Source organism: Thermophilibacter sp. ZX-H3, from assembly GCF_052599055.1.
The window spans coordinates 13048-26271 of the sequence record NZ_JBQXES010000003.1 but is presented as its reverse complement, the minus strand read 5'-3'; the positions used below and the strand labels follow the sequence as shown (position 1 = coordinate 26271).

At 71.4% G+C, this 13224-nt stretch carries 10 protein-coding genes; 6 read left to right on the top strand and 4 right to left on the bottom strand.

Annotated elements, in window-relative coordinates:
• Nucleotides 1–7 precede the first annotated feature (7 nt).
• A complete protein-coding gene (locus ACULPM_RS01855; RefSeq protein WP_445331303.1) occupies nucleotides 8–466 on the top strand; it encodes a type II toxin-antitoxin system HicB family antitoxin in 459 nt (152 codons plus the stop codon).
• Nucleotides 467–489: 23 nt separating this feature from the next.
• Here ACULPM_RS01855 and ACULPM_RS01850 read toward each other — a convergent pair whose 3' ends face one another.
• The 3 genes from ACULPM_RS01850 to ACULPM_RS01840 all read right to left on the bottom strand — a co-directional run bounded on the left by ACULPM_RS01850 (nucleotide 490) and on the right by ACULPM_RS01840 (nucleotide 7874).
• Nucleotides 490–882 (bottom strand): hypothetical protein, encoded by a 393-nt coding sequence (locus ACULPM_RS01850; protein WP_445331304.1) that lies wholly within the window; start codon nucleotides 880–882, stop codon nucleotides 490–492.
• A 175-nt stretch (nucleotides 883–1057) separates the two neighbouring features.
• Nucleotides 1058–4501, bottom strand: coding sequence for an FtsX-like permease family protein (locus tag ACULPM_RS01845; RefSeq protein WP_445331305.1), 3444 nt, complete (start codon nucleotides 4499–4501; stop codon nucleotides 1058–1060).
• Nucleotides 4502–4634: 133 nt separating this feature from the next.
• Complete coding sequence (locus tag ACULPM_RS01840; protein ID WP_445331306.1) at nucleotides 4635–7874, bottom strand: ABC transporter ATP-binding protein/permease; 3240 nt, start codon at nucleotides 7872–7874, stop codon at nucleotides 4635–4637.
• Nucleotides 7875–8052: 178 nt separating this feature from the next.
• Here ACULPM_RS01840 and ACULPM_RS01835 point away from each other — a divergent pair, with 178 nt between their 5' ends.
• The 5 genes from ACULPM_RS01835 (at nucleotide 8053) to ACULPM_RS01815 (ending at nucleotide 12531) form a co-directional block, all read left to right on the top strand.
• Entirely contained in the window at nucleotides 8053–8763 is a 711-nt protein-coding gene (locus ACULPM_RS01835; RefSeq protein WP_445331307.1) for a response regulator transcription factor, read from the top strand.
• A 153-nt stretch (nucleotides 8764–8916) separates the two neighbouring features.
• The gene (locus tag ACULPM_RS01830) at nucleotides 8917–9867 is read left to right on the top strand and encodes an ABC transporter ATP-binding protein (RefSeq protein WP_445331308.1); all 951 of its coding nucleotides are present in this window, start codon (nucleotides 8917–8919) and stop codon (nucleotides 9865–9867) included.
• On the top strand, nucleotides 9864–10664 hold the full coding sequence (locus ACULPM_RS01825) for a hypothetical protein (protein WP_445331309.1): 801 nt from the start codon (nucleotides 9864–9866) through the stop codon (nucleotides 10662–10664). Before ACULPM_RS01830 ends, ACULPM_RS01825 begins: the two co-directional genes overlap by 4 nt.
• Nucleotides 10664–11482 carry a hypothetical protein gene (locus tag ACULPM_RS01820; protein WP_445331310.1) on the top strand — a complete coding sequence of 273 codons (819 nt, stop codon included), beginning with the start codon at nucleotides 10664–10666 and terminating at the stop codon, nucleotides 11480–11482. Before ACULPM_RS01825 ends, ACULPM_RS01820 begins: the two co-directional genes overlap by 1 nt.
• The gene (locus ACULPM_RS01815; RefSeq protein ID WP_445331311.1) at nucleotides 11479–12531 is read left to right on the top strand and encodes a sensor histidine kinase; all 1053 of its coding nucleotides are present in this window, start codon (nucleotides 11479–11481) and stop codon (nucleotides 12529–12531) included. Before ACULPM_RS01820 ends, ACULPM_RS01815 begins: the two co-directional genes overlap by 4 nt.
• Here ACULPM_RS01815 and ACULPM_RS01810 read toward each other — a convergent pair.
• Complete coding sequence (locus ACULPM_RS01810) at nucleotides 12528–13070, bottom strand: hypothetical protein (protein WP_445331312.1); 543 nt, start codon at nucleotides 13068–13070, stop codon at nucleotides 12528–12530. The genes ACULPM_RS01815 and ACULPM_RS01810 overlap by 4 nt on opposite strands.
• Nucleotides 13071–13224: the final 154 nt, after the last annotated feature.

The window sequence follows — 13224 nt, the reverse complement described above, 5'->3', positions numbered from 1 at the left end:
AGATAACATGTTGTTCGGAGTCTACGAGTTCGAAATCGTGCAGGACGAGGGATGGTACGTCGCCTCTCCCTACGACCTTCCCGGGGGGACGCAGGGAGAGGACTTCGAGGACCTCTGCCTCATGGTCGCGGACTGGCTCAAGATAACCCTCGAGGACTTCGACATGCGCGGCGAGACGCCGCCCAGGCCGACCTTCGGCAACGCCCCGCGCCACGGGGGCACGAACATGGTCTTCGCCGTGCAGGCGGGGCGCGAGACAGTGGAGAAGGTCACGGCATCAGAGGCCGCGCGGCTGCTGGGGGTCACCCCCGCGCGCGTCACGCAGATGCTCGCCTCCGCACGCCTCATCGGCTACCGGGACGGCCGCAACACCTACGTGACGATGGACTCCGTCCGGGCCCGCCTCGAGGAGCAGCCGCGCGGCGGCAGACCCCGCAAGAGGGAGGCCGTCGCAGCGTCTGCATAGCGCGGGGCCGGGCGGCCCGGGGACTACGAGAAAAGCTCGGCGTCGAGCGCGGAGAGCTCCGCGGGGGCCGCGGCGGGGTCGCAGTCGAAGGACTCCGCGACGGCGCGCGCCTGCAGGCGCCTGAGCCCGGCGAGGTCGTCCTCGCCGCGCGCCTCGTAGACGCGGGAGAGCCTGTCGAGCGCGTAGCACACGTACGCGGCGACCGTGTCGCCCATACCGGAGAGGACCATCATCGTCACGAGGGAGTCGGGGGCGAGCGAGAGCGCCGTCGCGCGGTCGAGCTCGAGGAGCTCCGCCACCTGCGACTCCACGTCCTCGCACGCGCCGGCGTCTCCGCCGAACGCCCGACGCAGCGCCTCGCCCACGCCGTCCACGAACTGGCCCACGATTTCCAGGATATAGTCTCGCTGCAGCATCGATGCTCCTCTCGTCACCCCGCAAGCATAGCGCGTCCCAGCGAGGGCGGGGCGAGACAAGGGGGACTGAGACAAAGGGGACGGGTTCATTTGTCTCATGTGCTCCATGAGACAAATGAACCCGTCCCCTTTGTCTCACCGTCCCCCTTGTCTCGCCCCGCCCCCCTTGTCTCACTTAGTCCACGGACTTGAGGCTCTCCACCATGTCCACGCGGTCGAGCTTGCGGCGCATGGTGAGCATCACGAGGCCCGCGAAGACGAGCGTCAGCACGAACGCGCAGGCATAGCTCGCGGGGTGGATGACGCGACCGAACATCACGAGGTCGACCTCGGCCGTCACGATGACGAAGCCCTCGAGCCAGGTCCCGAGCGCGAGGCCGAGCACGTCGCCCATGAGGGCGAGCACGAGGATCTCGCGGAAGACGTAGGCGGCCACCTCGCCCCTCCTGAACCCGAGGACCTTGAGGGTGGCGATCTCGCGGACGCGCTCGTCCACGTTGATGTTCGCGAGGTTGTAGAGCACGATGAAGGCGAGCGCCGCCGCCGACACGATGAGCACCACGACGATCATGTCCACGGCGGAGAGCATGTCGCGGTACATCTCCACCGTTTCGTCCACGAAGGCCACCGTGGAGACCGGCCCCGCCTCGGCGAGGTCGTCGGCGAGGCCCGCGCGATAGGCGGGATCGTCGTCGGTCGTGGCGTAGATGGTCGAGAAGGACGGCTCCTCGTCATCGACCACGCCGGCCGCGCGGAACGTGCCCCACGCCTCGGGCGCCAGGTAGGCGAGGCTCCCCACGTAGTTCTCCACCACGCCGGCGACCGTGAGGGCACACCCCTCGCCCACCGCGTTGCCGACGGCGTCCTGGCCCCTGAGCACCACCTCGTCGCCGACGGACACGCCGAGCTTGGTGGCGGTCTTCTCGGCGAGGACGAGGCCCTCCCCCTCGAGCGGGACCCCCTCCCCGGACAGGCGGTCGTGGAGGCTGATGGCGTCCTCGAGCGACGAGGCGTCCTCGGGGATGATGACCTGGGCGGAGACCGCCCCTTCGGAGGAGGGGGACGAGAGCTGGAGGTTGACCGTGGCGGCGTGGGCGAGGTCGGTGGCGCGCCCGTCCGCGACGAGGCGGGCCGCGACGGCGTCCGCCTCCTCGGCGGTGGCGCCGTCGTCCAGGCTCACGGCCGTGTCGTAGCGCACGATGGGGCCGAACTGGTTGTCGATGATGTCCCAGATCGCGTCGTGCAGGCCGAAGCCCACGAGCAGCAGCGCGGTGCACCCCGAGATGCCGATGACGGTCATGAGCAGGCGGCGCTTGTAGCGGAAGAGGTTTCTCGCCGTGACCTTGCGGAGGAACGAGAGGCGCCGCCAGAGCGGCCGGACGCGCTCGAGCAGGATGCGCCTTCCCGGCTTGGGCGAGCGCGGGAGCATGAGGGCGGCCGGGGAATCGAGCAGGCTCGCCTCGACGGCGGCCCACGTTGCGGCGAGCGTCACGCCCACGCCCAGGCCGGCCGAGGCGAGCGCCACGGCGGGGTCGACCGCCAGCGGGAGGCTCGGCAGCGGGACGGCGTAGATGATCTGGTAGGCCGACATCACCACGAGCGGGAGGACCTGCGAGAGGGCGAGGATGCCGATGGCGGCCCCCGCCGTGGCGGCGAGCCCGGCATAGGCGAGGTAGCGCGAGGCGATGCGCGCCGTCCCGTACCCGAGCGCCTTGAGGGTGCCGATGACCCCGCGCTCGTCCTCCACCATGCGCGTCATCGTGGTGAGCGACACCAGCGCGGCGACGAGGAAGAACATGAGCGGGAAGACGGTGGCGATCTTGTCCATGCGCTCGGAGTCGCCCTGATAGGAGGCTGTGCCCTCGTTCTGGGTGCGGTCGAGCACGTAGATGTCGCCGGGCTCGAGCGCGTCCACCTCGGCCTGCGCGTCGTCGATCTGGGACGCGGCCTCGGCGAGGCGCCCGTCGGCCTCCGCGCGCGCCTCCTCCCAGGCGGCGAGGCCCTCCTCGTAGGAGCCGCGCGCCGCGTCGAGCTCGGAGCGAGCCGAGGTGAGCTCGGAGGCGGAGGCGTCGATCTGCGCCTGGGCGGCGGCAAGCCGGGAGGCGGCCTCGCGCTCGCGGGCGGCGAGCTCGCCTCGCCCGGCGTCAATCTCTGCCTGCGCGTCCGCCGCCTGGGCGCGCCCGGCGTCGTAGGCGCTGACGGCGTCTCGCGCGGAGGCGAGCTCCGAGGCGCTCGCCGAGGCGGACTCGAGCGACTGCGCCTGGGCGTCGATCTGTGAGAGCTGCGCCCGCGCGGCCTCGAGCTGCCCGAGCTGCTCGGCGGGGAGATCCCCTCCCGCGGCCCCGGCCTCCTCCTGGGCGGCCTCGAGCTGCGCGACGAGGGCGGCGACGGCCTCGCGGGCGGAGGAGAGCTCGCCGCGGGCCGCCTCGAGGGCGCTGAGCGCGCCGTCGAGGTCGGCGGCGTCGAGCCCCTGCTCGGAGAGGCTGGCGAGAAGGACCTCGAGCCCCTGGTCGTACGCCGCGCGGGCCGCCTCGGCCTCGCCCGCCCGCGCGTCGAGCTCCGCCACCTGGGCGTCGAGCGCTGACTGCGCGGCGTCGAGCTGGTCGCGGGCGGAGGAGAGCTGGGAGTCGGCCTCGGCCCGGCTCGCCTCCAGCTCGGAGCGCGCGGCGGCGAGGTCCGCCTCCCCGTCGGCGAGCTGCGCCTCGCCCGACTCGATCTGGGACAGCGCCTCGTCGAGCTCCGCGCGCCCGTCGGAGAGCTCTGCCTCGGCGGACGCGCGCTCGGCCTCGTAGTCCGCCCGGGCCTCGTCGACCCGTCCCTGGGCGTCGGCGCGGACGTCGTCGAGCCGGGACGCGGCGAACGCGGGCGCGTCGCCCTCGATCCCGTCGGCGACCGCGCCAACCACGGCCTCGTACGCGGCGGACCCGCTCCCCTCGTCCTCGGCGCCCGCCACGCGCAGGTACGCCTCGGTGTAGGGGGCGTCCTCGGAGAAGGTCGACGCCGGAACGTAGAGGTACTGGTCGATCATGCCGGACCCGAGCGTGGTCGAGCCGAAGGTCACCGTATAGGGATACGTCGAGGAGCTCACGGTCCCCACGACGGTGAGCTCCTCGGTCACGAGGACCCCCGCGTCGCCAGCCTCGCGGAGCACCTCGACCACATCGCCGGGCTCGACGGCAAGCGCCGGGTTGTCCGCCGAGGCCACGCACTCCCCCGCCTCGCTCGGCCACCGGCCGTCGCGCAGGACGAGGCGGTTGACGTCCGGCTCGGACGAGCCGCCCAGGTACTCGGCCGGCAGAGTGGAGACGCGCGCGGCGACCTGCTCGGACCCGATTCGCGCCATGACGTCGACGGAGGTCGAGCCGACCGCGTCGGAGACGCCCTCCGCCTGCGCCAGGCGCTCGACGTCCTTCTCGCCAAGCCCCTGGGTCGAAACGACGCGCAGGTCCCAGAGCGCCGCGTCGTCGTAGTAAGCGTCCGCCGCGGCGCGCATGCCCGGGCCACCCATGCGCATGCCGGCGAAAAAGCCGCAGCCCAGGGCCACGATCCCCATGATTGCGAGGAAGCGCCCGAGCGAGGACCGTATCGCCCTGCCTATGCCCCGGGAAAACGCGCTCATCGCGCCTCCCCCGCCGCCGCGCATACCGCTCCGGCGATGCTGACAAAGGTGACAGGGCCAACTGTCAGGAAGTGCTTCCTGACAGTTGGCCCTGTCACCTTTGTCAGCATCGTCCCTGTCAGCGCGCTCTCCATCACTCGCTCCTGAGGGCCTCCACCGGGTCGCGGCGGCTGGCGGCGGAGCTCGGGATGAGGCCCGCCACGAGGGTCAGCACGACCGATATGCACACGAGCACGGCGGCCGAGGTCCAGGGCAGGCTCATGATGTTTTCCACGTTGTAGTCCGCGAGCACCCAGGCGTTCACCGGGACCGAGACGGCCACCACCGCGGCGATGGCGAAGAGGCCCGAGATGAGACCCTCGATGAAGGTCTCGGCGTTGAACACGCTCGCGACGTTGCCCTTGGAGGCGCCGATGGCGCGCAGGATGCCGATCTCCTTCTTGCGCTCGAGGACGGAGATGTAGGTGATGATGCCGATCATGATGGAGCTCACCACGAGCGAGATGCTCACGAAGGCGATGAGCACGAGCGAGATCATGCTCACGATGTCGGTGACGCTGCCCATGATGACGCCCATGTAGTCGGTGTAGGTGATGACGGCGTCGTCGTTTCCGGCCGCGCGCTGCTGCTCGTTGTAGGCGTCGATGATGCCCACCACGCGCTCCTTGGCCTCGAAGTCCCTGGGGTAGATCTGGATGGCGGCCGGGTCGTCCGGCGTGGCATAGCCGAGCGTCTGGAGGTTGTTGTCGTAGGTGAGCTGGCTCGCGTTGGCGTAGCTCTCCATGAGCGAGGTGAGGTCCTCGGCGTCCATGTTGAACTGCACCGCGCTCGCGAGCGCGTCCACGTCCACCGAGAACGCTTCCTGGAGGTTGGAGAGGCTCGCGGCGGCCTGGCTCGCGTACTGGGAGAGCACCTCGGTCATGGCCGCCTGGAGCTGGGACGAGATGGCGGAGCCGATCTGCGCGGACATGCTCTGCATGAAGCCCTGGAGATAGGGGGCGAGGTCGTTCGTCACATAGGCGCGCACGATCTCCTCCACGCGCTCGCGGACGGCGGGGCCGGCCACGGCGTCGATCTGGGTGAGGATCGCCTGCGCGTTCTCGGTCGCGAGGTACTGCTCGAAGTACCCGGCCACCTTCTGGGCGAGCTCGGGGTCCTCGGGGTCGAGGGCGCCGGCGTTCTGGCCCCACCACGCGACGAAGTCCTGCGCGAGCTGGCCGCCGAGGGTCGTGACCTCCTCGAGCTGCTCCGTGGTGAGCGCGGGGTCGGCGAGCTCCTGGTCGAGGATGGACGAGAAGTCCGGCGCGGGCACGCCCGCGACGAGCGACTCCACGTCGACGGAGTCCGCCACGCCCGAGAGGTCGACCGAGAGGCCCGAGAGGTCGAGCCCCGAGGGGTCGAAGCCCGCCGCGAGGCCGGAGGTGTCGAAGGAGAAGGCGGAGCGCAGCTTGTCCTCGTCCACCGTGAAGAGGCTCTCCAGGTCCACGCCCTGGCGCGCCTCCTCCTGGAGCGTGTCGAAGGACTTGCCCGTGAAGACGTCGACCTCGGGGTCCGCCAGCTGCTGCTGGACGATCTGCGAGCTCGCGGCGCGGTCCATCAGCTCGAGCGTGAGCTCGGGGGTGTAGGCGATGCCGGCGGAGAGCGCCTTGGCGTCGGAGGACTCGTTGGGGCGCACCACGCCCACGACGTGCAGGTCGAGCCCGTTGTCCACGGCGCTGGCCATGAACTGCGCGTCGGAGGACATGTTCGTCCAGCCGCCGGTCTCCTCGTTTCTCCGATAGGCGTCCGTGGGGGCGATCACCTTGAAGGAGAGTCCGAGCGCGTCGTCGTAGGTGAAGTCGACGTCCTCCCGCTCTACCGTATTGTCGCCCGCCGTGCCGCTCATCGCGGAGCTCACCATCTTCGTGAGCTCGGCAGGGTCGAGCACGCCGATTCCGTAGAGCGTGTAGTCGCTGATGCGGCCGCTCTGGGTGAGCACGAGCACGCACTCGTCGGCCGCGGTGGCCCAGCGTCCGGCCACGACGTCGTACTGGGACTCGAGGAGCTCCTGGTCGTCGATCATCTCGTTGAAGACCGACATCCCGCCGGTGGACATGCCCGCCGTGGCGGTTCCGGACGCGCCGCCGGTCATGGCCGTGGAGAGCGCGTTGGGGTTGAGCTGGACCGCTCCCCCCGAGGTGTCCGCCTTGTAGACGAGCGGCGTGAGGCCGTAGTCGTACTGGATGGCGTTGACGTCCTCGTCAAGGCCCTCAGGGTTGGTCTCGAGGTAGGACTTGAGACCGGAGAGGTCGTTGGAGCCAACGGAGGCGAACATGTCCGTAAGCATCATGAACTCGGGGATCTGCCCGTCGGCGTCCTTCTCGCCGTCCCCCTCGCCCTCCTCGGGCGCGGCGCCGCCGTCGCCCGAGCCCGCGTCCTCCGAGAGCATGCCCGAGATGTCCATGCTCTGCTTGCTGATGGTGAGCGGGTAGCTGGAGAGCGTGTCCTCCTCCACGCGCGCGATGTACTCGTTGACGCCGTTTGCCAGGGCGAGGATGGCCGCGATGCCGATGATGCCGATCGATCCCGCGAAGGCCGTCATGATGGTGCGGCCCTTCTTGGTCATGAGGTTGTTGAAGGAGAGGCCGAGCGCGGTGAGGAAGCTCATGGAGGTGCGGCGGGCCCGCTTGGCCTCGCGGCGCGGGGCCGTGGCCGGGTCAAAGGGGTCGGAGTCCGCGGTGATGCGGCCGTCGGCGAGCTCGACGATGCGCGTCGCGTACTGGTGCGCGAGCTCGGGATTGTGCGTGACCATGATGACCAGGCGGTCCTGCGCGACCTCCTTGAGGAGGTCCATGACCTGCACGGAGGTGGCCGAGTCGAGGGCGCCCGTGGGCTCGTCCGCGAGCAGGATCTCCGGGTCGTTGATGAGGGCGCGCGCGATGGCCACGCGCTGCATCTGGCCGCCGGAGAGCTGGCTCGGGCGCTTGTTCACGTGGTCGGCGAGGCCCACGCGCGCGAGGGCGTCCAGCGCGCGGCGGCGGCGCTCTGCGCGCCCCACGCCCGAGAGCGTGAGCGCGAGCTCGACGTTCGCGAGGATGGTCTGGTGCGGGATGAGGTTGTAGCTCTGGAACACGAAGCCGATGCGGTTGTTGCGGTAGGTGTCCCAGTCGCGGTCCTTGTACCTGCGGGTGGAGATGCCGTCGATGACGAGGTCGCCCTCGTCGAAGTGGTCGAGGCCGCCCACGATGTTGAGCATCGTGGTCTTGCCGGAGCCGGAGGGGCCGAGCACCGCCACGAACTCGCTGTCGCGGAAGGCCACGGAGACGTGGTCGAGCGCGACCTGCGTGAAGCCGGCCGTGACGTAGCGCTTGCAGATGTCGTTGAGCTCGAGCATGTGGTTCCTCCGGAATGGTCGCGGATCCATTCATGGTACCCAAACCGCCCGCCCCTCAGACCCGCCCGCACGATCGGTGGGTCTGGCGTCACGCCCGGTCGCGGGGGCCGGCGCGTCCCGCCGCCGCTCCCCCGCCCGAGGATTTGGCACAATGGGGCGGTCGAGAGGAGTCAGGCGCATGGCACGGGTGCTGGTCATAGAGGACGACGCGGCGATCAACGACGTGGTGGCGACGAGGCTCTCGCGCGACGGCCACGCCGTGACCCAGGCGTTCTCCGGGTCCGAGGCGCGCCTCCTGCTGGGCGCGGCGGGCGAGAAGGACGGCGGCTTCGACGTCGTGGTCTGCGACCTCATGCTGCCCGGCGCCACCGGCGAGGAGCTCGTCGGCCTCATCCGCTCCAACGGCGCCGGGACGCCCGTCGTGGTGATCTCCGCCCGCACGACGGCGGCCGACAGGGTTGACCTCCTGCGCCTCGGCGCGGACGACTACCTGACCAAGCCCTTCGACCTCGACGAGCTCGCCGCGCGCGTGGAGGTCCAGCTGCGCCATCGCGGGACGCCCGCCGCGGACGGCAGGACGCTGCGCTGGCGCCGCTGGGGGCTCGACCCGGAGGCCCGCACGCTCGCGGTGGCCCCCGGCGAGGGCGACGGGCGCGGCGGCGCCGTCTCGCTCACCAGGATCGAGTTCAACATCCTCGAGGCGCTCGTCCGCAGGCCGAACCGCGTGCTCTCGAAGGCGGAGCTCTTCGAGCTGGCGTGGGGCGAGCCCTTCGCCGGCGACGACTCCACGGTCGCGGTGCACGTGTCCAACATCCGCTCCAAGCTCCGTGAGTCGGGCACGGACGACTACGTCAAGACCGTCTGGGGTATGGGCTTCAAGCTCGCGTGAGACAAAGGGGACGGGTTCATTTGTCTCATGTATCCCAATGAGACAAATGAACCCGTCCCCTTTGTCTCACCCTCAAGGTTTCTTTAGATTTGGCTCATGGTTTCTAAAGGCCCGCCTGCCAGACTGGGAGGCAGCCTCTAGAAAGGAGCTCGCGTGAACGTCATCGAGACGCACGGCCTCACCAAGCGCTACCGTCGCAAGCTGGCCGTGGACAACCTGGACATGACCGTCGCCGCCGGCGACATCTACGGCCTCGTGGGCAAGAACGGCTCCGGCAAGTCGACCACGATGAAGATGATCTGCGGCCTGGCGCGCCCCACGGCGGGCGAGGTCGTCCTCTTCGGCGACCCGGAGCGCGGCGGCGCCACGCCGCAGGGCTTCTCGCGCATCGGCGCCCTCATCGAGAGCCCGGGCGTGCTCGCAAGCCTCACGGCGCGCGACAACCTCGTCGCCAAGGCGCTCGCGCTCGGCATGACGCGCGCGGGGCGGGTGGCGGACGACCTGCTCTGCCTCGTGGGGCTGGACCCCGCGGACCGCCGCCGCGTGAAGGCCTACTCGCTCGGCATGAGGCAGCGCCTGGGCCTGGCGCTCGCGCTCGTGGGCAGCCCCGACCTGCTGCTCCTGGACGAGCCCTTCAACGGCCTCGACCCGGAGGCCACGCGCGACATGCGCCTCGCGCTCGCGCGCCTCAACCGCGAGCGCGGCGTCACGGTCATGATCTCCTCCCACGTGCTCGACCAGCTCGACCGCGTGGCCACGCGCTTCGGCGTCATCGCGGGCGGCCGCCTCGCGGCCGAGCTCACCGACGAGGAGCTCCACGAGCGCTGCGGCAGCTCGGTGCGCGTGCGCCTGGCCGCCCCCGAGCGCGGCCTCGCCCTGCTCGAGCAGGCGCTCCCGCGGGCGGCCTTCCGCGCGGAGCCCGACGGCGCGATCGTGGTGACCGGCGCCGCGCTCGACGAGGTCAGCTCCGCGTGCTTCTCGTCCGGCGTCGAGGTCCGCGAGCTCGCCCGGCAGGAGCGCGACATCGAGGAGTGCTTCGTCGAGCTCATGGGCGTGGAAAGGGGACGGGCGCCTTCGCGCGCGGGGGACGGTGGGGCCCGATGATCGCCCTGCTCCGCTCGGACGCCTACCGCGTCCTGCGCTCGCGCTGGATCTGGGGCGCGGCCGCCATCGTGGCGCTTCTCCTGCTCGCGCCGGCCGTCATGATGCGCTGGACCGGCATGGGGCCCGTCCGCTACGACGACCTCACGGGCTCCGCGCTCTCCATGGGCGGCATCCAGATGCTCGCCGCGGCCATGGCGGCCATCGTGTGCTGCGACCGGACCGACATCGGTTTCGCGCGGTCGATCCTCTCGTCCCTCTGCGAGCGCGCCCGCATGCTCTGGTTCGCCGAGAAGTGCGTCCTCTCGCTGGCGCTTGCCGCCGCCCTGATCGCGTTCGCCTTCGTGGTGGGGCTCCTCGCCCTGCCGGTCTCCGGGGTCCCGGTGGCAGACCCCGAGCCCGCGTGGCAGGTGGCGGCCTGGCTCGGCTGCATGTGGCTCTGCGCCGCACCTTACGTCGTGCTCGCGGTGCTCGTGGCCCATCTCACGCGCGGCGAGGGCGTGACCACGGTGTTTGCCGTGCTCAGCGCAGGAGGACTGATCGAGGGCGGCCTGCTCATAGGGGTCGACTTTCTGTATGCGCTCCTCGGCGGAGAGTTCCTCGCGGTGACGGCCGCCGTGGGCCCGTGGATGCCCGCGGAGATCGCGTCCGCGGTCGGCGCCGGCGCGCGGGCCATGCTCTCCGCCGACAACGCGGTGCACCTGGCACCTGCCGTTCGCGCGCTCATCGTCTGCCTGCCGGCCGCCGTGGCCACCGTCGCCGCCGACGCGCTGCTCGTCTCGAGGAGGGATGCCGCGTGATGGCGCTGCTCAGGTCGGACCTCCACCGCACGGCGCGCTCCCGCTGGCCGTGGGTCGCGCTCGCCCTCGTCGCGCTCGCCACCCTGGGGTCCGCCGTCCTCACCGTCTGGTGGCCGCTCGAGCCCGGCGTCGTCTACGACGGCCTCACCGGGCGCGCGGGCGCCCTGCGCCTCGCCGGGCGCGGGACCTCCGTCATGCTCGTCTCGACCATCGCCCCCTTCGTGGCGGCCCACCTCTCCTGCGCGGACTCCGACGCCGGCTTCGACCGTGCGCTCCTGTCGTCCCTTCGCGGCCGGGCGGCATACTACGCCGAGAAGTGCCTGCTCGCGGCGCTCCTCACGGGCGCACTGCTGCTTGCCTACCTCGTGTTCGCCGGACTCGGCGTCCTCGTGACCATGCGCCCCGTGGCAGACGTCGAGCCGCTCTGGCAGGTCGCCGCCTGGGCGGGCGAGGGCTGGCTCGCGGGGTGCGCCTACGCGCTTCTCGTCCTTCTCGTCGGGCAGCTCACGCGCAGCCGAGCAATTGCCTTTATCGTCGCGTTCCTGCTGCTCTCGGGTGCCGTGGAACAGGGGTTCTTCAGCTTCCTCCTGCTTGTGAGCGACGCGCTCGGCCTGGGATGGGCCCCGGCGCTCGGGGCCGCCATCGCCTGGATGCCCTACGTCACCACGGCCGCAGTGGGTAACGGCGCCGCGGACATGCTCGCCGCGGACGCCACCGGCTTCGCCCCGGCCGTTCGCGCGCTCATCGTCTGCGTCCCGCTCTGCCTCGCGTGCGGCGCGCTCGGCACCCTCGTTGGCGCGAGGCGTGACCTCGCGTGACGCACGACGCGCTCCTCGAGCCGCTCTACCGCTGGCTGCGCTCCGCGGCGCGGTGGCTGCTCGCGAGCCCTACCATGGACGGGTGGCTCGACCTCTGCGAAAGGCTCCACATGGCTGAGGGACTCCTGCTCGTGGCGATGCTCGCGCTCGGCCTGGCGATCGGCGCGGCCCTCGCCCTCGCCTGCTACGCCACCGAGCTCGGGCGCCAGGCGCGCTTCCTCGCCCGGCGCGAGCGCCTGAGCAACGCGCGGCTGACCTGCGGGAGCCGCCTGCCGGGCACGGTCGGCATGGTCGACGCCGTGAACGCCGAGATCGACGCAGCCGACGCCGAGCGCGTGGGGGCCCTGCGCGCGGCGGACGAGTTCTCGCGCGGGCTCACCGCGCTCAGCCACGATGTCAGGACGCCGCTCACGGGCGCGCGCGGCTACCTGCAGCTCGCGCTCGGGGAGGCGGACCCGGCGCGCAGGGACGCGCAGCTCGCCGCCGCCGATGCGCGGCTGGCGGCGATGTCGGGCCTTCTGGACGAGCTCTTCTCGTACGCCCGCGCGACAGACCCCGACACCCCGCTCGAGCTGGGGCCGGTCGCCCTGCGCCCGGTGCTCGAGCAGGTCCTTCTGGGCCACTACCCCGAGTTCGAGAGGCGCGGCTGGGAGCCCGAGCTGGCCTGCGGGGACGTCATGGTGGAGGCCGACGCCGAGGCGCTCTCGCGCATCGTGGAGAACCTCGTGGCCAACGCCCTGCGGCACGGCTCCGGCCCGCTCTCGGTGCGCGCGCGGGCGGCGGGGGCGCCAGGGGGCGAGAAGGACGGCGTCGCCGTGGACTTCTCGAACCCCGTGCCCGACCCCTCCGCCATCGACGCCGACCGCCTCTTCGAGCGGTTCTACCAGGCCGACGCCTCGCGCGCCACGGCGGGATCGGGCCTCGGCCTCTCCGTCGCCGCGAAGCTCGCCGAGGCCCAGGGGATGTCCCTCTCCGCCCGCCTCGCCGGGGCGACCCTCACCGTCACCTTGGTGATGGGAGGGGGCCGCGCCCCCTCCTCGCCCCGCTAGCGGGCCGTGCCCACGAGCGCCCCGGCGGCATACGCCGCACGGCCGGCCCTGACCAGGAGGTCGTCGTCGACCGTCCCGGCCCCGAGCGCCGAGAGCGCGTTGGCGAGAAGCGCGTTGACGCCGTCATCCGACCTCCCGACGCGCGCCGCGCGCCGGGCGTCCGCGGCGATGCCTCGGATCGTGGCGAACAGCAGCGCGGCGCGCGCGTCGTCGAGCATGGGAAACACCGCCGCGCCCAGCGCGACGCCGCGGTGCTCGCTCACGTGCTCGGCGCGGACGCGCGCGGACGCCCCGGCAGCCGCGAGCGCGCGCTCGTCATCGGAGTCCGTCGCGGCGCAGAGGCCCTCGACGAGCTCCCCGAAGGCGTGCCCGCAGGGGACGAAGCCCGGGGCGGCGTCCATCGCGGACGTCATCGTGGATCCGAGGGAGCAGAGCTCCGCCATGAGCTCGAGGCGGGCGCGCTCGACCTCCGCCTGGGCCTCGGGGCTCGTCGTTGCGGCGACGTCGCCGTGCGTCACCCGAATGTCATTGCTGGACATGGTCCGTCTCCCTTCTCGTGTTCCTCTCTCGAGCCTACGTGCTCCGGGGCCTCGTTTCCCTCCCTCCCCATAAATGCCACAAAATAAATAGCAATTAAGCTCGGCGAAGGAAGGGCTGGCAGAGGCGACAGGTTCATCTGTCATGGGACCGCAC

What these genes read in the sequence shown, in the direction of transcription:
- ACULPM_RS01825 (WP_445331309.1), top strand. Translation starts at nt 9,864, where the DNA reads ATGATCGCCCTGCTCCGCTCGGACGCCTACCGCGTCCTGCGCTCGCGC.
- ACULPM_RS01810 (WP_445331312.1), bottom strand. Translation starts at nt 13,070, where the DNA reads ATGTCCAGCAATGACATTCGGGTGACGCACGGCGACGTCGCCGCAACG.
- ACULPM_RS01855 (WP_445331303.1), top strand. Translation starts at nt 8, where the DNA reads ATGTTGTTCGGAGTCTACGAGTTCGAAATCGTGCAGGACGAGGGATGG.
- ACULPM_RS01820 (WP_445331310.1), top strand. Translation starts at nt 10,664, where the DNA reads ATGGCGCTGCTCAGGTCGGACCTCCACCGCACGGCGCGCTCCCGCTGG.
- ACULPM_RS01845 (WP_445331305.1), bottom strand. Translation starts at nt 4,501, where the DNA reads ATGAGCGCGTTTTCCCGGGGCATAGGCAGGGCGATACGGTCCTCGCTC.
- ACULPM_RS01835 (WP_445331307.1), top strand. Translation starts at nt 8,053, where the DNA reads ATGGCACGGGTGCTGGTCATAGAGGACGACGCGGCGATCAACGACGTG.
- ACULPM_RS01840 (WP_445331306.1), bottom strand. Translation starts at nt 7,874, where the DNA reads ATGCTCGAGCTCAACGACATCTGCAAGCGCTACGTCACGGCCGGCTTC.
- ACULPM_RS01850 (WP_445331304.1), bottom strand. Translation starts at nt 882, where the DNA reads ATGCTGCAGCGAGACTATATCCTGGAAATCGTGGGCCAGTTCGTGGAC.